Origin of the sequence: Streptomyces sp. NPDC051183, assembly GCF_040682455.1 — a bacterium.
GTDB lineage: Bacteria > Actinomycetota > Actinomycetes > Streptomycetales > Streptomycetaceae > Streptomyces.
Map to the genome: position 1 here is coordinate 103,340 of NZ_JBFBBA010000022.1, position 22,523 is coordinate 125,862.

Sequence of the window (22,523 nt, forward strand, 5' to 3'; positions counted from 1 at the left end):
CCGGTGGGCCCGGTTCAGGCCCGCCCCGCCTGGGCCGCACTGGGAGCGAGCCAGCGCACCACGTCCGCGGCCGTGTACGGCCGGGCGTCCGGGGCGAGCCGCGGCAGGAACGACAGGTCCTTGCCGATCGTCACCAGCGGCGGCTCCACGCGTCCGCCCGGCCGCCGCTGGGCCAGGCCGATCGTCGCCAGCAGCCCGTTGCACAGGCACTGCCGGCCCTTCGTGTCGGCGGCGTCCCCGCCCTTGCGGAGGTACGCGGCCACGGGCTCGGCGGCACACCGGTAGACCAGGCTGCGGGAGCCGCGTACGGGGGTGCGCAGGAACCCCAGGTCGCACACCCGGCGCCGGGCCGCGGCCACTTCCGGCTCCGAGACGGTGCCCGGCAGGTCCGCCACCTTGAAGGGGAAGGAGGTCGGCGAGGCCTCGGGGTCGTTGCGGACCGAGAGGGTGCCGTCGTGGGCCCGGCCGAGCAGTTCCTCGCGCAGGTGGCGCGCCATTCCGGACTCCTCGCACAGCGCGAACGCGCTGCCGATCTGGACCCCGGCCGCCCCCGTGGCGCGGGCCGCGGCGAGCGCCTCGGGGCTCGCCTGGCCGCCGGCGAGCCAGAACGGCAGCCCGAGCGCCGCCATTCTGGCGAGATCCGGATCGTCGCGCGGCCCGTACACGGGCTCGCCGTCCTCGTCGAGCTTCATCGGCCCGCGCGGCGGAGCGCTGTGGCCGCCCGCCCTGCTGGTCTCGATCACGAACCCGTCGGGGCGGGTGGCCTCGTCCCGGGCCAGGTAGGCCGCCAGCACCGGAAGCGACACGATGGCCAGCACGTCGGGGCGGCGGAGCGGACCGGGCAGGTGCCCGGCGAGCAGCGCCCGCGGGTCGAAGAGGTGGTCCAGCGGCTCCTCGTCGCCCTCGACGGCGATCTTGGTCACGCAGCGTTCGTAGCGCGCCAGCCGAGAGGCGAGGGCAGGGATCTGGCCGGGGACTCCCGCGCCCACGAGCACGTAGTCGACGCCTGCCAGGATCGCGCCGAACATCGCGGGGGCCGTGGCCAGCTGGATCTTTTCGAGGTAGTTGACGCCGATGACACCTTCGTGTCCCTCCTTGGCGAGCCAGACCTCGGCGAAGTTGCCGAGGACGGTGAGGATCTCGGCCTGCGCACCGCCGGTCGCGCGCAGCCGGGGGGTGGTCCGCATCGCGGCGCCCTCGTCGAGGCCGTCCTTGCGGAAGTAGCAGTCGAGCGCGGCCTGGGCGAGCTCGGGGAGCGGGAAGGCCGCGAGCGCCCGGCGCGCGTGGCCGCCCGGGTCACCGGTCTGGAGCACGCGGGCCAGTACGACGTCCAGCGCGGTCCCGGAGACCACCCCCAGCTGTCCCTCGCGGGCGACGGCCCCGGCCAGCCGCCAGCCGGAGACTCCGACGCCCATGCCGCCCTGGATCAGCCAGGGGCGCTGCGCGGCGGGATCGGTCGTGGGGGTCTGCGGCATGGGGCACGTCCGTCACTCGGGGGGTTCACCCGGACCTACGGTTCCGTAGGTTCGCTGAGTTCCACTATCTCCCCGGGGCGGCCCGCCGACCGGCGCCGAAGGTCCCCGCCCTGGGGGGAGCAGGTCCCGTACGGGAAGGGCACATGGAACAGGGCCGCCCGGGGAGGTCTTCTCCCGGGCGGCCCCGTGGTCTAGCGGTTCAGCCGTGGTTCATCCCTGGCCCGGTGGGGTCAGAAGGTGAGCTTCCAGCTGTCGATCTTGCCGGTGTCGATGTTCGCGTTGTCGTTGACCCGGAGCTTCCAGACGCCCTGGGCGACCTCGGAGGAGGCGTTGACCGTGTAGCTCTTGACGATGTTGTCCGCACTGCCGCCGGAGCGGTTGTGCAGGTTGTAGACGCTGCCGTCAGGAGCGACCAGGTCGACCTTCAGGTCACCGATGTAGGTGTGGACGATGTTGACGTCCACCTTCAGGGCGCTCGGCGCGTTGCCGGTGCGGTTGACGGTGATCGGGGACTCGACGGTCGAGTTGTCCGCGATCGCGTAGTCGGTGGTGTTCTCGAAGACGTTCGGCTGCGTGGTGCCGACCGTCCAGGTGAAGGCCGCCGTGCCGGTCTGGTTCGCCGAGTCGGTCACCGTGACGGTCACGTTGGACGTGCCGGCGGTGGAGGCCGTACCGGTGATCAGGCCGGTCGAGGAGTTGATCGACAGCCCGGCCGGCAGGCCGGTCGCCGCGTAGCTCAGCGCGCCGGAGTTGCTGCTGCTGGCCTGGATCTGCAGGCTGACCGCGCTGCCCGTGACGGTGTTCTGGTTGCCCGGGTTGGTGACCGAGACTCCGGAGACCGGACGGGTGCCGACGTTGATGGCGGCCCAGGCGTGCGCGACGTTGTTGTAGGTGGTCGAGCCGGCGCCGTACAGGTCGGCGGCGGCCTGGAGTGTGGCCGTACGGGCGGCCGCGTAGTTGGTGTTCGACCGGAACAGACCGGTGGTCAGCGCGCGGAACCAGATCTTGGAGGCGGCGTCGCGGCCGATCGCGGTGACCGGGAGGCCGTCGGAGGTCGGCGAGTCGTAGCTCACGCCGTTGACGACCTTGGCGCCCGAGCCCTCGGAGGCCAGGTAGTACCAGTGGTTGGCCGGACCCGAGGAGTAGTGGACGTCGATGGAGCCGATGCCCGAGTACCAGGCGTCCTTGGACGAGCCGTCCTTGCTCGGCTTGTCCATGTAGCGCAGCGGGGTGCCGTTGCCGCGGATGTCGATCTTCTCGCCGACCAGGTAGTCGCCGACGTCCTGCGGGTTGTTGGCGTAGAACTCGACCGCCGCCGCGAAGATGTCGGAGGTGGCCTCGTTCAGGCCGCCCGGCTCGCCGCTGTAGGTCATGTTGCCGGTGACCGAGGTCAGACCGTGCGTCATCTCGTGGGCGGCCACGTCGGTGGAGGTGAGCGGCTTGGCGTTGCCGTCACCGTCGCCGTACGTCATGCAGAAGCAGTTGTTGTCCCAGAAGGCGTTCACGTAGTTGTTGCCGTAGTGGACGCGGCTGTACGGGGAGACCCCGTCGTTGCGCAGGCCGTTGCGGCCGTGCACGTTCTTGTAGTAGTCCCACGTCACCTGCGCGCCGTAGTGCGCGTCGGCGGCGGCCGTCTCCAGGTTGGAGGCCGCGCCGTTGCCCCAGACGTCGTCCGTTCCGGAGAACAGGGTGCCGGTGCCGGAGGTGCCCCGGTTGAGGTTGTTCGTCTTGTGGCCGCCGCGGGTGGCGTCGTTCAGCGTGAAGTTGCTGCCCGACTGCGAGGTCCCGATGGTCACCTGGCCGCTGTACATGGTGTTGCCGGTGCCGGTCTCGATGGCCTGCCAGTCGGTGATCTTCGCGCCGGTCTTGGCGTTGGTCACCACGTGCAGCTCGTTCGGCGTGCCGTCGTGCTGGAGGCCGCCGACGACGGTCTCGTAGGCGAGGACCGGAACACCGTCGGCCGCCCAGATCACCTTGCGGGCACCCTTGGAGGCCTTGACCTCCTTGGAGCCCTCGGCGCCGGCGGCGGAGACGGCCTGGCTCTCGGCGGCCTCCGTGGAGACGGCCGGGCTGGTGTCCGCGACCTTGATCTCGTGGTTCGTGGCCTTGGTGACGCTCTTGGTGACGCCGCCCTTGGCATGGATCGTCAGGTCGCCACCGAGCACGGGCAGGCCGTCGTAGGTCCGCTCGTACATGGTGTGCGTGGTGCCGTCCGCGTCCTTGGCCACTTCACGGACGACCAGCTTCTCGCCGCTGCCGAGGCCGAGAGCCTTGGCGGCCTGCGCGGTGGTGGAGTTGGCCTCGGCCAGGAGCGTCGCACGCTCCGAAGCGCTGAGTTTGAGGTTGGCCGCGCCCGGGTTGGACTGAACGGACGTGGGGGCCTGCGACGCGGTGGCGTCGGCGGTTGCGGATCCGGCCTGTATGCCGACGGCGAGCATCGCTGCCGCAGCAACGAGCGCGCCGACCGCGGTGGCACGCCTCTGGGGGGTGGGACTCAACGCAAACTCCTTCTGCAAGGGGGGTTCCGGACGGCTGGGTGGGCCTCCGGGCAGAACAGGGCTGGTGCGATGAACGGTCGAAGAGTGCCACCTGGGCGCCGTGATGTCAGGGCCGCGTCAAAAGGTTGGCTGGAAACAGTTCGTTGTCCGAAGAGACGTATCCGGTATCCGAACCATTCACCTTCATGTGGGAGAAGGGGGGTCCACCATCCGGAACAGGTGGTACCGGTTGCTAACGCTTGAGCAACGAGAGGTCTCGTTCACGCAAACGGCATCTACCGTACGGGTGTTTGTCGTACTGTTTCCCGGTGCGCCAGATGTCCGTTGCCCGGGGAAGCCACGGACACGCGCCACTGTCATAGACCACGTGCCAGGGGGGCCCATGAGGCATGTCCATATTCCTGCGCAGAGAGTGGCCAGAGCAGCCGCGGGGGCGGCTGGGCCGGCCCGTCGGCTGGGAGACAAGGCCCGCTGGTACCTGCCTGCCGCCGTCACCGCCGACTTCATCGGCGCGGCCGTGCCCGTCGGGCTCGTCTTCGAGGCCGCGCAGCAGGTCCGGCCCGTGTACTGCGCCCTCGGCGCCGCTCTGGCCTGGACCGGGGTGCAGGCGCTGCGGCGCCGGTACGCGTCCCGGGTGCTCGGTGAGTCCCGCGGTGTCCTGCCGGTCGTACACGACTGGCTGATTCTGATCGGTGTCCTCGCCGTGGCGCGGGTCGTGACCGGTGAGAGCACCCCGCGGCTGTCCGCGCTCGGAGCCCTGCTGCCCGCTCTGCTGATCACGGTGGCCTGCCACAAGCTGACCTACCGCCACCTCTCCGCCGCCCGCCGCGAGGCGCACGCGGTGAGCCGGGTGCTGGTCATCGGCGAGCCCGACGCCGCCGAGGACGTCATCGCCCACCTGGCCGCGCGCACCGACCACCCGTACGTCGTCGTCGGCGTGGTCCCGGTCGGCGCCGGGGCCATGGACAGCGGAGTGCCCGTGGCGGCCCGGCTGGAAGCGGGCATGCCGCAGGCCCCGAACGGGGACTCCATCGCCGTTCTCGGCGCCGTCGCCAGCCACCACGCCGACCTGGTACTCGTGGCCCCGGGGGCGCGGATCGCGGGGGAGCGGCTGCGCCGCGTCGCGTGGGCCCTGCACGACGCGGGGCTGGAACTGGCCGTTTTCCCGGGGCTGGTGGAGGTTTCCGTCAAGCGCCTGGAGACCCTGTCCGCGGGCGGGCTGGCCGTGCTGCGCGTGGCGCCGCCGGTGAGCCGCGGCGTGCAGACCCTGCTGAAGTCGGCGCTGGACCGCGTGGGAGCCGGGATCGGGCTGGTCCTGCTGCTGCCCGTGTTCCTCGGCATCTTCCTGGCGATACGTCTCGGCTCGCGCGGCCCGGCCTTCTACCGGCAGCGCCGCATCGGCCGCGACGGGGTCCCGTTCGTGATGTGGAAGTTCCGCACCATGGTCGTCGACGCGGACGCGCGCAAGTCGGAGCTGTCCGGGGCCAACGAGAACGACGGCCTGATGTTCAAGATGCGCCGCGACCCCCGGGTGACCCGGGTGGGCCGGCTGCTGCGCCGCACCTCCATGGACGAGCTGCCGCAGCTGTTCAACGTACTGGCCGGGCACATGTCGCTGGTCGGCCCGCGGCCCCCGCTGCCGGAGGAGGTGGCGCAGTACGACGAGGTCGAGCTGCGCAGGCTCACCGTCCGGCCGGGGATGACCGGGCTGTGGCAGATCAGCGGACGATCCGACCTGTCTTGGGACGAAACGATTCAGCTTGATCTGCAGTACGTCGACAACTGGTCCTTCACCAGCGATGTCGACGTGATGGGCCGTACCCTCCGCGCCGTCGTCGACGGTCGCGGAGCGTACTGAGGGGCCTCAAGATTGCGATCAGCTCTGCTCCCGCCACCACCGGTAGGTGGAGGCGATGCCGTCCCGCAGCGGGATCCCCGGCTTCCAGCCCAGCGAGGTCAGTCGGCTGACGTCCAGGAGCTTGCGGGGGGTTCCGTCCGGCTTCGAGGTGTCCCAGGCGAGCCGGCCCTCGAAGCCGGTCACCTCGGCGACCGTCTCGGCCAGGGCCTTGATGGTCAGGTCCTCGCCGCAGCCGATGTTGACGGGCTCGTCCCCGTCGTAGCGCTCCAGCAGCACCGCGCAGGCCGCCGCCAGGTCGTCCACGTGCAGGAACTCCCGGCGCGGGGTGCCCGAACCCCACAGCGTGACCTCCTCGCGGCCCTCGGCGGCCGCCTCGTGGAAGCGCCGGATCAGGGCGGGCAGCACGTGCGAGGACTCCAGGTCGAAGTTGTCGCCCGGGCCGTAGAGGTTCGTCGGCATGGCCGAGATGTACGAGGCGCCGTACTGCTTGCGGTACGACTGGACCTGGACGATGCCGGCGATCTTCGCCAGGGCGTACGCCTCGTTGGTGGGCTCCAGCGGACCGGTCAGCAGGGCGTCCTCGCTGATCGGCTGCGGGGCCAGCTTCGGGTAGATGCAGGAGGACCCGAGGAACAGCAGGCGCTCCACACCGGCGGCGTGCGCGCCGGCGATCACGCTGAGCTGGATCTTGAGGTTGTCCTCCAGGAACTGCACCGGGTACGTGCTGTTGGCCATGATCCCGCCGACCTTGGCGGCGGCCAGTACGACGGCGTCGGGCCGGACGTCCTTCAGGTACGCCCCGGTCGCGGCGGCGTCGCGCAGGTCGAGGTCGGCCCGTCCCCGGGTGAGCACGTCGTGGCCGTCGGCGGTGAGGCGGCGGACGACCGCGGACCCCACGAGGCCGCGGTGGCCGGCGACGAAGACGCGAGCGTTCGGGGGCAGGAGCGGCGAGCTTGTCATACCGCCGATGATGCCAGTCCGCCCCGGCGTCCCGAGGGGCAGCCCCGCGCCCGACCGAATCCGCCGCAAAGACGGCCGGACCGGGCGTGTACGGTACCCAACCAGCTCCGGGCCCCTGGCCCGAACGTGCGGAGCGTCCCGATGCCGGGGCCCGCCGCACGCACACCGAGGCGCAGCCTCACCACACACCGAACAGCAACCACCACCAGGGGGACCCCATGGGCAAGACCGCGCTGATCACCGGCGTCACCGGACAGGACGGCTCGTACCTCGCAGAGCTCCTGCTCTCCAAGGGCTACACGGTGCACGGGCTCGTGCGACGGTCCTCCAGCTTCAACACGGAGCGGATCGACCACATCTACCAGGACCCGCAGACGGCGAACCGCTCCTTCGTGCTGCACCACGCGGACCTGTCCGACGGCGTCGCGCTCGTGAACCTGCTGCGCGACATACGCCCCGACGAGGTCTACAACCTCGGCGCCCAGTCGCACGTCCGCGTCTCCTTCGACGCGCCCCTCTACACCGGCGACGTGACCGGCCTCGGCGCGCTGCGCCTGCTGGAGGCCATCCGGGCCAGCGGGGTCGACACCCGCATCTACCAGGCCTCCTCCTCCGAGATGTACGGGGCCACCCCGCCCCCGCAGAACGAGGGCACCCCGTTCCACCCGCGCAGCCCGTACGGCGCCGCCAAGGTCTTCGCGTACTGGACCACGGTGAACTACCGCGAGGCGTACGACATGTTCGCCGTCAACGGGATCCTCTTCAACCACGAGTCCCCGCGCCGCGGCGAGACCTTCGTGACCCGCAAGATCACCCGCGCGGTGGCCCGCATCAAGGCCGGCCTCCAGGACCGGCTCTACCTCGGCAACCTCGACGCCGTCCGCGACTGGGGCTACGCCCCGGAGTACGTGGACGCCATGTGGCGGATGCTCCAGCAGGACGAGGCCACCGACTACGTCGTGGCCACCGGAGTCGCCGCCACGGTCCGCGAGTTCGTCGAGGCCTCCTTCGGCCACGCCGGTCTCGACTGGAACGAGCACGTGCGCTACGACCCCAAGTACGAGCGCCCCAGCGAGGTCGACGCCCTCATCGGCGACGCCTCCAAGGCCAATGACCTGCTTGGCTGGAAGCCGACGGTTCTGGTGGCAGATCTGGCAAAGATCATGGTCGACGCCGACATCCGCCAGGTCGAGGACCAACTGGCGGGCGTGACGGTCCGCATCGACCGCTGAGGGCTTATATTTCCCCTACGATTTGCCGTGTCCCGGTCATTCGCGCAGTTCTCTGCGGGTGTGACCGGGGCAAACCTGCCGTATGTCCGTAGTGCACCCTCCATGCTGAACCCTGTTGATTCCAAGTTGGTATGCAATGGGTCAAGTGAGGTGACCGGGACCTCGCGTGAGCCCTAGTCTGCGCCCAGTACATATGGCTGTTCGGATAGTTCCAGCCATCAAACCGGGCGATTGCCCTGGGGGGCTCATGCGTAGATCAAGAGGGCTGACTGCTGCCCTCGTCCTGTCACTGGCCGGTGCCGGCACCGGTATGGGCCTGGTGCTGATGCCCGAGGCCTCCGCCATCACGGCGCCCGTGGCATTCACCGCCGACAACCTGCCGACCTGGCAGCCCAACGGCATCGTCTGGGCAATGGCCCAGGCCAACGGCACCGTCTTCGCCGGCGGTACCTTCTCCGCGGTCCGCCCGCCGGACAACTCGGGCAGCGGCACCGAGCAGGAAGCCGTGAACTTCGTGGCGCTCGACGCCGCGACGGGCACCCCGACCTCCTGCAAGCTCGCCTTCACCATCGGCGACGGCACCGCGACCGTCCGCACGCTGACCGTCTCGCCGGACAAGAAGACGCTGTACGCGGGCGGCTACTTCGGCGCCGTCAACGGCACCCCGGTCTCCAGCGTCGCGGCCATCGACATCGAGACCTGCACCCCCAAGGCCTCGTTCCACCCGAGCTTCCCCGCCACCGTGCGCTCGCTCGCCGTCACCGACGACACCCTGTACGCGGCCGGCGACTTCGGCACCGTCGAGGACCAGACCCGCGAGCGCTTCGCCGCGGTCGACGCCACCTCCGGTGCGCTCAAGCCCTTCACGGCCAACGCGGACGAGCCGGGGCGCGCCGTCGCGGTCACCCCCGACGGCAAGAACGTCCTGCTGGGCGGCGACTTCTTCTCGGTCAACGGCTCCAACACGCACGCGCTCGCGGTGGTCAACTCCACCACCGGCGCGGTCGCCAAGACCTACACGAACATCCCGTCGAACTCGGTCGTCAAGCACATCTCGACCGACGCCACCGGCTTCTACACCGGCAACGAGGGATCCGGCGGCGGCGTCTTCGACGGCCGCATCGGCCTGCGCCTCAGCGACTTCAGCGAGAAGTGGCGCGACCGCTGCCTCGGCGCGACGCAGTTCGTCCTGCCGTACGAGGGCGTGCTCTACAGCTCCTCGCACGCGCACGACTGCTCCACCGAGCTGGAGTTCCCCGACGGCAAGCGGAACTTCCTGCTGGCCCAGCCGACCGACCACGAAGGCGCCGCCCCCGCGCCCGTGGACGGGTTCGTGCGCGGCCCGCGCAAGCTCGGCTGGCACCCCAACGCCAACGACGGCCTCGGCGAGGGCATCGGCCCGCGCGTGATGGCCGTGGCGGAGAAGAACGACGTCAAGTACATGTGGGTCGGCGGTGAGTTCACCCTGATCAACGGCCAGCCGCAGCAGGGCCTGACCCGCTTCGCCTCCACCGGCGACGTCGGCGCCCCGACCACCCCGGTCGCCAGCGCCGCCGCCGTCAAGCCGGGCGAGGTCCAGGTCCGCTGGCGCACCAGCTACGACCAGGACGACAGCAAGCTGACGTACCGCATCTACCGCAACGGCTCGGCCACGCCGATCGCCTCCGTGGTCGCGGACTCCGTCGAGTGGGAGCGCCCGCAGGCGTCCTGGGTCGACAGCACCGCCAAGGCCGGCCAGTCGTACAGCTACCGGGTGACGGCGACCGACGCGGCGGGCAACACCAGCGCCCTGTCGGCGTCCGTCTCCGTGACGGTCCCGACCTCGGTCCAGGCGTACCCGAACCAGGTCCGCGCCGACGGCGCCAACCTGTACTGGCGCTACGACGACACCGTCAGCCCGTACGTCGCCGACTCCTCGGTCAGCGGCAACACCAGCGGCATCCAGCTCAACGCCCCGGCCCTGCGCCAGGCCCCCGGCGCCGTCACCGGTGCCAGCACGGCCATGGGCTTCAACGGCACCAGCCAGCAGGTCTACAGCGACCACCGCCAGACGGTGGGCAGCTCGTACACCATCGAGACGTGGTTCAAGACGAACACCACGCGCGGCGGCAAGCTGATCGGCTTCGGCAACAACACCGACCGCAACAGCGGCACGTACGACAAGCAGCTGTACATGACCAACACCGGTCGCCTCATCTTCGGTGTCTACAACGGCTCGACCCGGACCATCTCCACCGGTCTGTTCGACACGTTCAACGACAACAAGTGGCACCACGTGGTCGGTACGCAGGGCCCCGGCGGCATGGCGCTGTACGTGGACGGCCAGTCCAAGGGCACGCTGAACGTCACCAACTTCAACTCCTACGCCGGTTACTGGCACGTGGGCGGCGACAACCTCAACAGCTGGCCGACCCGTCCGACGAGCAACTTCTTCGCCGGTCAGATCGACGAGACGGCCGTCTACCCGACGGCGCTGTCCCAGGCCCAGGTCAAGAACCACTTCGACCTGGCCAAGGCCCCCTCCGACACGGTCTCCAAGGTCTCCACGACCGAGGACACCTACATCAACCAGGGCGCCCCGAGCGCCGCCAACGGCGCGGCCACCTCGCTCGCCGTCCGCGGCAGCGGCTCGCTGTACGAGACGTACCTGCGCTTCAACCTCCCGGCCGCCCCGGCCGGGCAGGTCCTGAAGGCCGCCTCGCTCCAGATCAAGACCACCACCCAGACGGGCGCCGGCTCCGCCGACACCGTCTCCGTGGTCCCGGTCACCGGCACCTGGAGCGGTACGGACACCACCTTCAACACCAAGCCCACGGTGGGCACCACCGTGCTCGGCACCATCTCGGCGGTGCCGGACGGCTCGGCGATCCAGAGCATCCCGCTGGACACCGCCGCGCTGACCCCGGTGCTGAACTCCAGCTACAGCCTGGCCCTGACGAGCAACGGGTCCGACCCGCTGTGGATCTGGGCCTCGGAGGCGACGGCCGCTGACGCCGCGCCGCAGCTGGTCCTCACCTTCGGCCCGCAGTAGCAGCCCGACGGAGTGCGGGGCCCGGCTTTCGAGCCGGGCCCCGCACTCCTGCACCACCGAGAACTCCGAGTACTCCGAGAACCGAGTACCCAGTAAGTACGGGAGCCACCTGATGTACCGACGCTCCGCAGCGGCTGCTGTTCTGCTGGCCGCAGCCCTGACCCTGACCGCCTGCGGCTCGGACGGTGACGGCAAGGCCGACGCCGGCGCGGCCGCCAAGGCGAAGCCGCCGGCCTCGTCCTCGGCCCCCGACCCGGCGGACTCCCCGGCGGCGCCCGCCGCGCCCGAGGCGAAGCCGACGGGACCCGTCCTGCCGGACGCGAAGCTCACCCCCAAGACGGGCAGCTTCAAGGAGAACGAGAAGAAGTACCTGAGCGGCCGGGTCCCGGAGAAGATGGACCCGGCGGCCGTCCTGCAGACCGGTCAGGAGTCCTGCCAGCGGGTGGAGCGCACGGCCAAGCGCGACAAGGACGCGGCGATCGGGTCCGTCGTCGCCGGGGAGATCCCGGGCGCGAAGGACGCGATCACCTACCTGTGCCCGGAGCAGAAGCCGATCCTCGCCGCGGCGGAGAAGGGCTTCCCGGACGGCACGAAGCAGTCGCCCGCGGCGGGCACCTACCGCGCGCTGACCCAGAGCACCACCTGCGCGTGGGAGGCGAAGGGCAAGGACGGCGGCGCCCTCGCGTCGGGCCCGGAGGCCCCGGTCAAGGCCGGTGACAAGATCACGGCCACGATCCCGGCCGGCACCGCGGAGTTCGTCTCCACCGGCTGCTACGCCTGGGTGCCCGCGTAGGGGCCGGGCCCCTGCCCCCGTTCGCACGAGAACGCCGCCGAGGACCTGACTGCCGGTCCACGGCGGCGTTTTCGCGTCCGTTCATGAGGGTGGTCGGCGTCATCGGCCTCGCGGTCTACGGGAGCGTCCTCAAGCGCCGCCGCATCACGGGGGCGATCCCCGTGGCGGGGGAGCGCCGGGACGTCCTCTGAGGGGCGGCCCGGCTGCTGCCGCCCGCTACCTGCGGGCCGCCGCCTCGTAAACCGGCAGGAGCGTGTCCAGGACCGCCTCCATCGAGAAGGACTCCGCGGCCAGTTTGCGGGCCGCCAGGGACGCCGACCGGTTGGCCTCGGGGTCCAGCAGGGACAGGACCGCGGCCGCGACGCCCTCCGGCCCCGGGTCCACGGCCAGGCCGGCGCCCGCGGCGGCGATGTCACGGGCCAGGCCGTTGGAGTGGGTCACCACCGGCGGGACGCCCACGGAGAGGGCCTCCAGCACCGACATCGGGAACGGCTCGTCCACCGAGGGCAGTACGTACACGTGGGCCCGGCGCAGCTCCGCCAGGACCTCCGCGCTCGACAGCGCGCCGGTCACCGAGAAGCGGTCCGACAGCCCGAGCGAGGCGATCCGGGCGCGGACCGCCGCCAGTTCGCCCTCGTCGGGTCCGGCCACCACGAACCGCGCGTCCGGGTGGGCCGCCAGGACCGCCGGGGCCGCGGAGACGAAGTCCACCGGGCGCTTACGAGCCTGCAGGCGCGCCGAGTACAGGATGCGCGGGGCACCCGCCGGAGCCGGCCGCTCCTCCTGGGCCGGGGTGCCGTTCACCAGCCGGACGGCCTGCGGCAGGGGCGCGCCCACCACCGCGTCCAGGCCCTCCCGCTCGTGCGGGGTCAGGTACAGCACCGCGTCGGCCCCGCGCAGCAGCCGGCGTACGGCCACCGCGTCGAGCACCTTGGCCAGGAGCTTGTCGCTCGGGTCCACCATGCCGTGGGTCTGGAGGACCAGCGGCTTGCGGGCCCGCAGCGCCGCCAGGGCGACGGGCAGGGTGACCAGGTCCCGTGCCAGGTGCACGTGGACCACGTCCGCGTCGCGCACCAGGCGTCCCGCCGAAGCGAGCAGCGCCGGCGAGGTCATCCCGCTGAAGCCGAGGGGGAGCAGGCGCCGGGCGGGGAAGAGCCGGGCCGGAACGCCCTCCACCGAGGTGGGCCACGGGTCGGGGAAGCCCTCGCCCAGGGCCAGCAGCCGGGCCTCGTGACCGCGCGCCCGCAGCCCCTTCGCCAGGTTCAGCGCGACCCGGACCGGCCCGCCGAAGGCGTGCGAGGGGGAGTGCAGCGTGACCGCGTGCAGAACTCTCGAAGCGGCACTCACTTGGGCTCCTCCACCGGGCGGCGGTGCCCGTCCTGGGTCTGCAGGGTCAGTTCCGGCAGGTCCTTGTGCACGACGGACCCCGCGCCCGCGACGGCGCACCGGCCCACGGTCACCCCGGCCAGCACGGTCGCCCGTACCGCCACCCAGGCACCGTCCTCCACGACGACCGGGGCGTTGCGGTAGCGGAAGTCGGCGGCGCGGTGGTCGTGCGAGCCGGTGCACAGCATGGCCTCCTGGGAGACGCACACGTGCGAGCCGATCACCACCGGCTCCAGGTTGAGCACCCAGGCGCCCTCGCCGATCCAGGTGTGGTCCCCGACGGTCAGTTTCCACGGCCACAGCACGCGCACCCTGTGGCGGATCAGCACGCCCTCGCCGATCTTCGCCCCGAAGGCCCGCAGCAGCGCGACGCGCAGCCGGGCCGGGCAGAACCAGCTCATGAACAGCGTGTTCATCACCGCGAACCAGAGCGCCTGGGTCAACAGCCCGCGGCCCTTGTCGTATCCGGCCAGCGTGAAGGCAGGAAGATCACGCACAGCAGCCCCTCATCATCCGCCCCGTCATCCACCCCGTGGGCGCCTCCCCGGGCGCCGCCCGCTCAGACTAGACTGCGCGCGGATCAGGCACATGGGGTGGGGGCAGCAGTGGCAACGGACATACGCAAGCCCACCGTCACGCCTCCCGAACCGACCGCCGAGGACGAGGCCAAATGGGGCCGCGTCACGACCCCGCGCACCCTGCTCTCCCGCGCGCTGTCCGTCCCGCTCGCCCTCGGGTTCACCGTCTTCCTGCCGCTCTTCGTCGCCGTCCAGACCGGCGCCGGCGCCCACGACGCGGCGTTCTGGCTCCAGCTCCTGCTGACCATGTACGCGGGCGCCAGGCTCTCCGCGATGGTCCTGACCAGCCGCCGCAAGCTGCTCCAGGGCTCCTTCTGGCTCTTCGTCTACATGGCCATGGGCGTGGCCCCGCTCGCCCAGGCCGTCCTCGGCCAGGTCCCCACCCCCGTTGTCGGGCCCCGCTCCGACCTGACCGCGGCCATCGGCCTGGTCCTGCTCGGCTGCGCGGCCTTCGACGTGGGCGTGCTGCTCGCCCGGCACCGGCCCGCCGGCCGCGCCGGGGGCTCCCAGAAGGAGCCGCGCCCGGTGATGGCCCACCGGCGGAGGCTGCAACTGCTGACCGGGCTGTCGTTCCTGTGCAGCGCGGCCTTCATCATGAAGCTCGGCGGCCCGGCGGTCTTCTTCTCCAGCCGGCAGGAGATCATCGCCGGCATCGAGGAGGCGGGCGTCTCCAACGGCGACGGCCAGGCCGGCCAGGCCCTGCTGCGCGGCTTCGGCACCGTCCCGGCGCTGCTCGCGCTGCTGCTCTACACGCGGTGGCTGATCACCTCGAAGTTCGCCCGGCGCAAGGTGTCGGTCATCGTCACCTGGTCGGCGCTCGCGGCCCTGAACCTGGTGGTCAACAACCCGATCTCGAACCCGCGCTACTGGTTCCTCACCGTCATGTTCGCGCTGCTGTTCACCGTCTTCCCGGTGAGCGCGGCGATGTACCGGGTGGCGCTGTCCATGGCCGTGGTGATCGCCCTCCTCGTCTTCCCCTTCGCGGACCGCTTCCGCTACGACGAGAAGAACTACAAGCCCGTCGAGACGACCTCGTTCCTGGAGCCGATGGCGCTCAAGGACTACGACCAGATCGGCATGTTCGCCAACACCATCACCTACTCGGAATCCGGTCCCGGCCACCTCTACGGCCGCCAGCTCGCGGGTTCCGTCTTCTTCGCGGTGCCGCGCTCGGTCTGGCCCGGCAAGGCGCGCGACACCGGCGTGATGGTCGGCGTGTGGATGGGCACCGTCAACACCAACCTCTCCTCCCCGATCTGGGCGGAGCTGTGGGTCGACTTCGGCCCCGTGGGCATGGGCGGCGGGCTGATGGCCATGGGGTACGCCGCCGCCCGCGTCGACCGCCGCTACGCGAAGCGGGCCACCCGCCGGTCCCCACCGGGGAGCCTGATCTCGGTGGTGGTCCCGCTCGTCGCGGGCTACTCCTTCATCCTGCTGCGCGGCCCGCTCCTCCAGGCCTCGGGCCGCGTCGCCATCGCCGCGATGTGCCTCGCGCTGGTGGCCACGTACCGCACGGACAAGGACACCACCCTGCGCTGATCACGCGGCGGCGGGCGCCTTCACGGGCTCGGCGGGCGCCGGCGGCCCGGACGGCTGCCCGCGCAGCGGGACCTCCTTGAGGCACACGGCCGCGGCCAGTCCCGCGAGGCTCAGCAGCGCCGCGCACAGGAAGAGGCTGTGCGTGCCGGCGGCCACCGACTGCGGGCTGATCCCGTCGCTGACCCGGCGGGCGAAGAGCGAGCCGAAGAGCGCGACGCCGAAGGAACCGCCGATGGTGCGGAAGAGGGTGGAGGACGCCGAGGCCACGCCCATGTCCTTCACCTCGACGCTGTTCTGCGCGATGGTCATCGGCATCTGCATGGCCAGGCCCAGACCCGTGCCGAGCACCACCATGTAGAAGGCGGAGGTCCCGCGGCCGGTGCCGGCGTCCATCGTGGACAGCAGGTACAGGCCGAGCGTGACCACGCTGCCGCCGACGACGGGGAAGACCTTGTACCGGCCGGTCCGGGTCATCACCCGGCCGACGATCTGCGAGCACAGCACGACCGGGAGCACCATCGGCAGCAGCAGCATCCCGGAGTTGGCCGCCGAGGCGCCCTGGACGGACTGCTGGTACATCGGCAGGAAGCTCACCACTCCGAACATCGCGGCGCCGGTGGTGAAGGCCATCACCGAGGACAGGGACAGGTTGCGGCTGCGGAAGACGGAGAGCGGCAGCACCGGCTCCGCCGCCCGGGTCTGGGACCACAGGAAGGCGCCCAGGGCGAGGACGGTGAGCGCCGCCAGGCCGAGCACCTGCGCCGAGCCCCAGGCGTACTGGGTGCCGCCCCAGGTGGTGAGCAGGACCAGCGCGCCGATGGTGGTGGTCAGCAGCGCGGCGCCGGGGTAGTCGATGCGGGCCGAGGACCGCTTCGCGGGCAGGTGCAGCATCGACTGGATCCACACCAGCACGACCACGCCGATCGGCAGATTGATGTAGAAGCTCCACCGCCAGCCCAGATGGCTGGTGAGGAAGCCGCCGAGCAGCGGTCCGCCGATGGTGCCGATCGCCATGATCGTGGCCGACATGCCCTGGTACCTGCCGCGTTCGCGCGGTGAGACCAGTGCGCCGATCAGGGCGAAGGCGCCGACCACGAGCCCGCCGGCGCCGATGCCCTGAAGGGCCCGGAAGGCGATCAGCTGCTCCATCGACCGGGCCGCGCCCGACAGCCCGGAGCCGAGGAGGAAGATCGTGATGGCGATGAGGAAGGTGCCCTTGCGGCCGTGCAGGTCGCCGAGCTTGCCCCAGACCGGGGTGGAGGCGGCCGTGGCGAGCGTGTAGGCGGTGACCACCCACGACAGGCGCTCCAGGCCGCCGAGTTCGCCGACGATCGTGGGCATCGCGGTGCCGACGACCATGTTGTCGAGCATGGCGAGCAGCATCGCGAGCATCACGCCGAGCAGGGTCAGGCGTATCCGCCCGGGGGAGGCGGCTTCGGCCGCGGAGGGTGTGGTTTCAGGCATGGCCCCACGGAAGCACAGCCAACTCCAGGCGTACTGGGACCGGATGTGGGGGCGCCACGAGCCGGCCCGGCCGCGGTGCCGGGCCGCCTCAGGCGGCGGGAACCGACTCCGCGGCACCGGCCGCGGCCGGCGCCGCGGGAGCCTCGGTCCGGGCCACCCGCAGCCAGCCCGCCGCGGCCTTCGCGGCGGAGCCGAGGGCCAGCCCCCAGGCCGCCCCGGCCACGCCCCACAGCGCGTACCCGCCGAGCAGCAGCCCCACGGACAGCAGTGAGAAGACCACCTGCAACGACAGGGTGGCCTTCGGGTCGAGCACGCGCAGGGTCAGCAGCGCGCAGGTGCCGAGCCCCATCACGGCGTACTGCGCGCCCGTGGCCGGCAGCAGCGCGGCCGCCGCCGCCCAGGTGTCGCCGAGCAGTTCGCGGCCCAGCCGGTCGGGCAGCGCGTACAGCACGGCCCCCCAGCCGGCGCCGACGACGGCGAGCGCGCCGCCCATCAGCGCCGTCAGCCGCACCACGCCCCGCTTGCCGCTCGCCCGGCCCACGACGGGCGGGCCGAAGGCACTGGCCGAGTTGAACAGCACGTTCAGCGGCCCGAACAGGGTGGTCGCGCCCCGCAGCGCGCCGACCGCCAGCGGGGTCGCGAAGACGCCGAGTCCCAGCACCGCGAGCTGGCTGGAGCCGTTGCCCACCGCGAACTCGACCACGAACCGCTGCCCGAGGTGTCCGCGCCGCAGGTACGGGCGCAGTTCCACCCGGGCCCCGCGCACGGACGGCCGCAGCAGCCACAGCCCGAGCGCCAGCGCGGGCAGCGCCGAGACCCCCCACACGAGGACCAGCCGCCCCGCCGAGGCCCCCTCGGGCTGGAGCAGCAGCGCCGGGACCACGCACGCGAGGCGCAGCGCGTCGGCGGCCAGCGCCCGCTGGGGCGCCCGCAGCGCGGAGAAGCAGTAGCGCAGCCCGTCCTGTACGAGGACCAGGGGCAGTACGAGGCCCAGCGCGAGGAACGCCCGTCCGGCGCCCCCCGGCAGCACCAGGCCCACGACGGCCAGCGCCGCCCCGGCCACGGCCGAGGCGGCCGCGGTGAAGGTCAGCCCCGACCGGCACACGGAGGCCAGGCGGTCGCCCTTCTCCAGCACCACGGTCTGCCCGACGTAGGCCATGTTCAGCCCGAGGAGCACGCTGAAGGTCACGTACACCATGGAGAAGTCGGCGAAGCCCGACGCCGACGACAGCCGCGCGGCCAGCACCAGCACCAGGATGTTGGTGGCGCTGGAAGCGGCCTGGTCCAGGACCGACGCGACCGCGGCGAGGCCGCGCCGGCTCACCGCCGGCCCGTGCGGACCGTGCGCAGGGCGACGGTGTCGGTGCCGTCACCGGGGATGTGCTGCTCGCCCTCGGCCACCTCGTACGCGATCGGCTGCGGCGCGGACCGGGCCGGCGTCGGCGCGGCGGGCCCCGGGCCCGGCGGGGAGGCGGGCTCACCGCCCTTGCGCAGCCTGGGGCCGCGCTTCTCGCCGGGCAGCGGGGCGTGCAGCACGGCGCCCAGCACCGTGCCGCCGGCGCCGCTGATCAGCTCGCGGATCCGGGACAGGTCGCTGCGGTGCACAGCGCGCGGGTCGCAGACCACCAAGACCCCGTCGACGCGGTCCACGAGCGCGAGGGCGTCGGCGTACGAGAGCACGGGCGGCGCGAGCACGACCACGGTGGAGTTGGGGGAGTCGGCCTCGGAGATCAGCCGGGTGGCGCGCGGCGAGGTCAGGGCGCGGGCCACGTTGCGCACCTGCTCGCCGGGGATCAGGTCGAAGGCGCCCGACTCACCGGCGTCCACGACGAGCTGGCGTCCGTCGGGCCAGTCGGAGTCGCCCTGCTGCCCGGGGCCGCCGGGCATCTGGCTCCAGCGCGGCCGCCCGCCCGCGTCGGTCGGCAGCTGGCTGGCCAGCACCGGGGTGCGCAGGTCGGCCTCGATGAGCAGGACGTCCTTGCCGGTCTCCGCGAAGGAGGCGGCCAGGTTCACCGCCACCGCGGCCGCGGTCTCGCTGCTGCCGCGCGGGGCCACCACGAGCAGGCGCCGCCGGTCGGCGAAGCGGGAGTCGTAGGCCAGCCGGAAGGCCACCGAGCGGAACTCCTCCGCGAGCCGGGGGTCCTCCTCGCCGGCTGCGAGCAGCGGGCCGCCGCCGGTCTTGCCCCGCGGCAGTGAGCCCAGCACGGGCGCCCGCAGGGCCCGCGCGACATCGCCCTCGGAACGCGGCGCCGGGTCGAACACGAGCCGGACCCAGGCCCCGAGCAGGCCGAGCGCGAGGCCCACGGCCGCGCCCAGCGCGAGCGACATGGGCAGGCCGGGGCCGTCCGGGTGGGAGGGCGCCGTCGCGGCGCTGGTGACCCGGCCCGGGGTCATGTCCAGGGCTTCCAGCTTGGTGATGTTGCCGTTGTAGCGGCCGACCTCGCTCTGCAGGTCGGTCTTGGTGGAGGTGGCGGCGTCACGCGGGGCGCCGGCCGGCATCCTGGCGATCTCCTTGACGAGCTCGTCGAGCTGCTTGGACACCGGGTCGCGCTGGTCCTTGTAGCCCTTGACCATCTTGTCGCGGGTGAGGTCCAGGGCCTCCTGCCGCTTGAGCAGGTACGCCTCGGTCATCGCGTTGGCGCGCCGGGCGGCCTCCTTGGGCGAGGAGGCGGTGTAGGTGAAGCGCAGGACCATCGACTGCGGCGGGTTCGTCACCTGGAGCCCGCTGCGCAGGCCCGCGAAGCCGGCCGCCGAGATGCCGAGCTTCTTCGCGGCCTCGTTGGCTATGGAGCTGGAGAGCGCGACCTGGCGCTCCGAGCCGATGTTGATCGCCTTGTCGGGGGCGAGGCTCGGGTTGAACGGGTCGTCGGTGGGCGCGCGCAGCACGATGTCGGCGGTCGCCACGTAGGTGTCCGCCGTGGAGATGCCGAGGTAGACGCCGCCCAGCAGGCCGATGCCGACGCCCGCGCCGATCAGCCGGCGGTAGCGCAGGAGCTGGCGGAACTGGTCCCTGAGGAGGTCGGGCTCGTCCTCGGCCGGGGCCGCTGCCGGGCGGTTCGTCTCGATCACGGCTGGGAACCCCCAAGTGCTTCGTCTATCAGTGCGTCGATGCGGGCCAGGCCCGCTTCACGGCTCAGGTGGGCCGCCACGTGCCGCGGTCCGGCCGCACCCAGTTCATCAGCGCCCGCGGGGTCCTCGGAGAGGGCCCGCACGGCCTTCAGCAGCGCCTCGGGGTCCTCCGGCGGTACGAGAACCCCGGCGCCGGAACGTTCCACCTCCTGGGCGGTCCCGCCCAGCGCCGCGACGGAGGCGACGACGGGCCGGCCGGCCTGGAAGTACGAGGTGAGCTTGGACGGCACGCTCATGTCCATCACGGCGGCGTGCTGCGTGACCGCGAGCACGTCCGCCGCCGCGAGGATATCCGGGAACTCTCCGTCGGCGGCAGGGGGGATGATGTCCAGATTCGGTACGTCGGACGCCAGGTCGGCGAGGGCCGCGCGCTGACTGCCGTCGCCCATGAGGACGAATCGGACGCTCGGATCCAGCCGGGCCGCCCCGACGAGCACTTCGAGGCCCTGCTTGAGCCCCATGTTCCCGGAGTGCAGCACGACGGTCTGCTCGGGCGCCCAGCCGAGGTGGCGGCGGGTCTTGCCGCGAGGCTTGGTGGGCACCGCCACGTGGGACCAGTTGGGCACCAGGCGGATCTTCTTCGGGTCCACGCCCATGCCCACGACCCGGTCCACGAAGGTCTCGTGGATGACGCCGACCAGGGTGGCCCGCTTGAGGGCGTACGCCTCCGCGCGCCCGGCGATCGCGGCCGCCTTGTCGCCGCCGCTGATCCCGCTCTGCGCGGCGGCGGCGCCCATCAGGTCCTGGACGACCGGGACGTACGGGACCTTCCACTTGGCCGCGAGCCGTGCGGCGAGCACGCCGCCGGCCAGGCTGGGCATCTGGGCCAGGACCGCGTCCGGCTTCGGCATCCGGGGCGGGGCCACGGCGCCGTGCAGCAGAATCGATCCTTCGAACAGGGCCCGCTTGACGGCGGTCTGGCGCGGCGGCACGGTGTGCGCACGCCGGTGCACAGTCACCCCCGCGCGCTGCTCCGTGCGCCGGAGCGCCCCCTTGTACTCGGGCTCCAGCGACCAGGCCGGATAGTGCGGCATGCCCGTCAGGACGTGTGTCTCGTGGCCGAGATCTGCCCAGTGCTCCGCGATCTGGGTGGCGTACGGCCCAATCCCCGCGTGCTCGGGAGCGTAATTGGTGGAAACCAGCAGCAAGCGCCGGTGACCGGATCTGGACACTGAACGTCCCCTTCTCCCCTGGATGATGCGCACGTCACCCTATTCGTTCACCGGCGTGCTGAGGAACGTGCACGCTATTGTCTGCTAATCCGCCACACCGGGGGGTGTGGCTTCTGGGGGGTAACGGATGACGGAGCAGGAAATGTCCGAGTTTGGCGCGCCCGTGCGCAGACCGTACCGAGTCGGCTACGCGCCTGGCGCATACGATCTCTTCCATATCGGACATCTCAACATCCTTCGGCACGCCCGCAGTCAGTGCGACTACCTCGTCGCCGGCGTGGTCTCCGACGAGATGGCCGAACTCGCCAAGGGCCGCCGCCCGATGATCCCGCTCGTGGAGCGCCTGGAGATCGTCCGAAGCGTCAAGTACGTCGACGCGGCCTTCGTGGAGACGGTGCCGGACAAGGTCGAGACCTGGCGGCAGGTCCGCTTCGACGTGATCTTCAAGGGCGACGACTGGCGGGGCACCCCCAAGGGCGACCGGCTGGAGAAGGACTTCGCCGCGCACGGCGTCGACGTCGTCTACTTCCCCTACACCGTGCACACCTCCAGCACCCAGCTCCGCCGGGCGCTGGACGCGCTCGCGGAGCCGGCCACGGAGTCCCTCACCGCCGAACGGCGCTGAGCTCCCGGAACCACTTCGTGAGGAACGCCAGCAGGAACAGCACGGCGACGGCACCCAGCCCCGCGTAGGCGTACGCGAACAGCTTCCCGCCGCCGAGCAGCAGGAACACCAGGCAGAACACCCCGTAGTCCACGGGCAGCAACGCCACCGCGCGCAGGGTCGACGGCGCGGCGGCGGGGCTCCCGGGGGCCGGCTTGGGCTTCAGCTTCTCGGTCAGCAGCCCGCCGAAGAAGGTGACGACCGCGGCGAACTGGAAGCCGAGCGTCACCAGCAGCCAGCCCTCCCCCTCGATGCCGTACTCACCGGGGAAGCGGTGGAAGGCGATCAGCACGCAGGTGTGCAGCGCGGTGATCTTGGCGCAGTCCACGACGTGGTCGAGCCACTCGCCCGCCGCGCTCCCGCCCCCGCGCAGCCGGGCCAGCTGCCCGTCCGCCGAGTCGAAGGCGAAGCCGACCGCGAGGGCGGCCCACACCGCGACGCCCAGCCCCCACGACGGCGCGACCAGCGCCACCGCGGCCACCGCGGCGAAGCTGAAGGCGGCACTGACCAGGGTCACCTGGTTCGGTGTGAGCCCGAGCGCGTACGACCCGGCGGCCAGGTACCGCCCGGCCGGCCGGTTGACGAAGCGCGAATAGAGCGACACCCCCTTCGCCGACTTCTGCGCCCCGCGCAGCTCCCGCAGCGCGGTCCCGACACTTGCCATCCACAGGCTCCCTCGAACGTGCGTGTACGCGTTCGTGCGTACGAGGGCCACATCATCGCAGGGCGAATGAGGGTTCCCGC

Annotated in this window: 16 protein-coding genes; 6 read left to right on the forward strand and 10 right to left on the reverse strand. The window is 71.8% G+C overall.

Features of this window, described 5'->3' with window-relative positions:
* Positions 1-14: 14 nt before the first annotated feature.
* Both AB0M99_RS20820 and AB0M99_RS20825 read right to left on the reverse strand, forming a co-directional pair.
* Positions 15-1,475, reverse strand: a complete 1,461-nt coding sequence (locus AB0M99_RS20820; protein WP_365922433.1) for a nitronate monooxygenase — start codon at positions 1,473-1,475, stop codon at positions 15-17.
* Between the two features lie 230 nt (positions 1,476-1,705).
* On the reverse strand, positions 1,706-3,973 hold the full coding sequence (locus AB0M99_RS20825; RefSeq protein ID WP_365922435.1) for a M4 family metallopeptidase: 2,268 nt from the start codon (positions 3,971-3,973) through the stop codon (positions 1,706-1,708).
* A 382-nt stretch (positions 3,974-4,355) separates the two neighbouring features.
* Here AB0M99_RS20825 and AB0M99_RS20830 point away from each other — a divergent pair, with 382 nt between their 5' ends.
* Positions 4,356-5,831 (forward strand): sugar transferase, encoded by a 1,476-nt coding sequence (locus AB0M99_RS20830; RefSeq protein WP_365922437.1) that lies wholly within the window; start codon positions 4,356-4,358, stop codon positions 5,829-5,831.
* A gap of 18 nt (positions 5,832-5,849) precedes the next feature.
* Here AB0M99_RS20830 and AB0M99_RS20835 read toward each other — a convergent pair whose 3' ends face one another.
* Entirely contained in the window at positions 5,850-6,791 is a 942-nt protein-coding gene (locus AB0M99_RS20835; protein WP_365922439.1) for a GDP-L-fucose synthase, read from the reverse strand.
* A 218-nt stretch (positions 6,792-7,009) separates the two neighbouring features.
* Here AB0M99_RS20835 and gmd point away from each other — a divergent pair, with 218 nt between their 5' ends.
* From gmd to AB0M99_RS20850, 3 genes are all read left to right on the forward strand, one after another.
* On the forward strand, positions 7,010-8,023 hold the full coding sequence (gmd, locus tag AB0M99_RS20840) for a GDP-mannose 4,6-dehydratase (protein ID WP_365922441.1): 1,014 nt from the start codon (positions 7,010-7,012) through the stop codon (positions 8,021-8,023).
* Between the two features lie 247 nt (positions 8,024-8,270).
* A complete protein-coding gene (locus AB0M99_RS20845) occupies positions 8,271-11,054 on the forward strand; it encodes a LamG-like jellyroll fold domain-containing protein (protein WP_365922443.1) in 2,784 nt (927 codons plus the stop codon).
* Positions 11,055-11,166: 112 nt separating this feature from the next.
* On the forward strand, positions 11,167-11,847 hold the full coding sequence (locus AB0M99_RS20850; protein WP_365922445.1) for a hypothetical protein: 681 nt from the start codon (positions 11,167-11,169) through the stop codon (positions 11,845-11,847).
* Positions 11,848-12,063: 216 nt separating this feature from the next.
* Here the strand turns inward: AB0M99_RS20850 and AB0M99_RS20855 are convergent, their stop codons facing one another.
* Together AB0M99_RS20855 and AB0M99_RS20860 are read right to left on the reverse strand one after the other, a co-directional pair.
* Entirely contained in the window at positions 12,064-13,194 is a 1,131-nt protein-coding gene (locus AB0M99_RS20855; RefSeq protein ID WP_365922447.1) for a glycosyltransferase, read from the reverse strand.
* Positions 13,191-13,730: a WcaF family extracellular polysaccharide biosynthesis acetyltransferase gene (locus AB0M99_RS20860; protein ID WP_365922449.1), complete on the reverse strand. Its 540-nt coding sequence runs from the start codon at positions 13,728-13,730 to the stop codon at positions 13,191-13,193. The genes AB0M99_RS20855 and AB0M99_RS20860 overlap by 4 nt, the downstream gene beginning before the upstream one ends.
* 108 nt (positions 13,731-13,838) lie before the next feature.
* Between AB0M99_RS20860 and AB0M99_RS20865 the strand changes: the two genes are divergently transcribed.
* Entirely contained in the window at positions 13,839-15,350 is a 1,512-nt protein-coding gene (locus tag AB0M99_RS20865) for a hypothetical protein (protein WP_365922451.1), read from the forward strand.
* Here the strand turns inward: AB0M99_RS20865 and AB0M99_RS20870 are convergent, their stop codons facing one another.
* The 4 genes from AB0M99_RS20870 to AB0M99_RS20885 all read right to left on the reverse strand — a co-directional run bounded on the left by AB0M99_RS20870 (position 15,351) and on the right by AB0M99_RS20885 (position 21,085).
* A complete protein-coding gene (locus tag AB0M99_RS20870; RefSeq protein WP_365922453.1) occupies positions 15,351-16,814 on the reverse strand; it encodes an MDR family MFS transporter in 1,464 nt (487 codons plus the stop codon). It lies immediately after the preceding gene.
* A gap of 88 nt (positions 16,815-16,902) precedes the next feature.
* The gene (locus AB0M99_RS20875) at positions 16,903-18,138 is read right to left on the reverse strand and encodes a hypothetical protein (RefSeq protein WP_365922455.1); all 1,236 of its coding nucleotides are present in this window, start codon (positions 18,136-18,138) and stop codon (positions 16,903-16,905) included.
* A complete protein-coding gene (locus AB0M99_RS20880; protein ID WP_365922457.1) occupies positions 18,135-19,883 on the reverse strand; it encodes a lipopolysaccharide biosynthesis protein in 1,749 nt (582 codons plus the stop codon). The genes AB0M99_RS20875 and AB0M99_RS20880 overlap by 4 nt, the downstream gene beginning before the upstream one ends.
* Positions 19,880-21,085, reverse strand: a complete 1,206-nt coding sequence (locus AB0M99_RS20885) for a glycosyltransferase family 4 protein (protein WP_365922481.1) — start codon at positions 21,083-21,085, stop codon at positions 19,880-19,882. Before AB0M99_RS20885 ends, AB0M99_RS20880 begins: the two co-directional genes overlap by 4 nt.
* A gap of 172 nt (positions 21,086-21,257) precedes the next feature.
* Here AB0M99_RS20885 and AB0M99_RS20890 point away from each other — a divergent pair, with 172 nt between their 5' ends.
* Complete coding sequence (locus AB0M99_RS20890) at positions 21,258-21,740, forward strand: adenylyltransferase/cytidyltransferase family protein (protein ID WP_365922459.1); 483 nt, start codon at positions 21,258-21,260, stop codon at positions 21,738-21,740.
* On the opposite strand, the gene AB0M99_RS20895 is transcribed toward AB0M99_RS20890, so the two are convergent.
* Positions 21,721-22,443, reverse strand: coding sequence for a CDP-alcohol phosphatidyltransferase family protein (locus AB0M99_RS20895; RefSeq protein ID WP_365922461.1), 723 nt, complete (start codon positions 22,441-22,443; stop codon positions 21,721-21,723). The genes AB0M99_RS20890 and AB0M99_RS20895 overlap by 20 nt on opposite strands.
* Positions 22,444-22,523 lie beyond the last annotated feature (80 nt).

Coding starts and splice junctions, on each gene's coding strand:
- AB0M99_RS20835 (WP_365922439.1), bottom strand. CDS start 6,791: ATGACAAGCTCGCCGCTCCTGCCCCCGAACGCTCGCGTCTTCGTCGCC.
- AB0M99_RS20850 (WP_365922445.1), top strand. CDS start 11,167: ATGTACCGACGCTCCGCAGCGGCTGCTGTTCTGCTGGCCGCAGCCCTG.
- AB0M99_RS20820 (WP_365922433.1), bottom strand. CDS start 1,475: ATGCCGCAGACCCCCACGACCGATCCCGCCGCGCAGCGCCCCTGGCTG.
- gmd (WP_365922441.1), top strand. CDS start 7,010: ATGGGCAAGACCGCGCTGATCACCGGCGTCACCGGACAGGACGGCTCG.
- AB0M99_RS20830 (WP_365922437.1), top strand. CDS start 4,356: ATGAGGCATGTCCATATTCCTGCGCAGAGAGTGGCCAGAGCAGCCGCG.
- AB0M99_RS20845 (WP_365922443.1), top strand. CDS start 8,271: ATGCGTAGATCAAGAGGGCTGACTGCTGCCCTCGTCCTGTCACTGGCC.
- AB0M99_RS20890 (WP_365922459.1), top strand. CDS start 21,258: ATGTCCGAGTTTGGCGCGCCCGTGCGCAGACCGTACCGAGTCGGCTAC.
- AB0M99_RS20895 (WP_365922461.1), bottom strand. CDS start 22,443: ATGGCAAGTGTCGGGACCGCGCTGCGGGAGCTGCGCGGGGCGCAGAAG.
- AB0M99_RS20870 (WP_365922453.1), bottom strand. CDS start 16,814: ATGCCTGAAACCACACCCTCCGCGGCCGAAGCCGCCTCCCCCGGGCGG.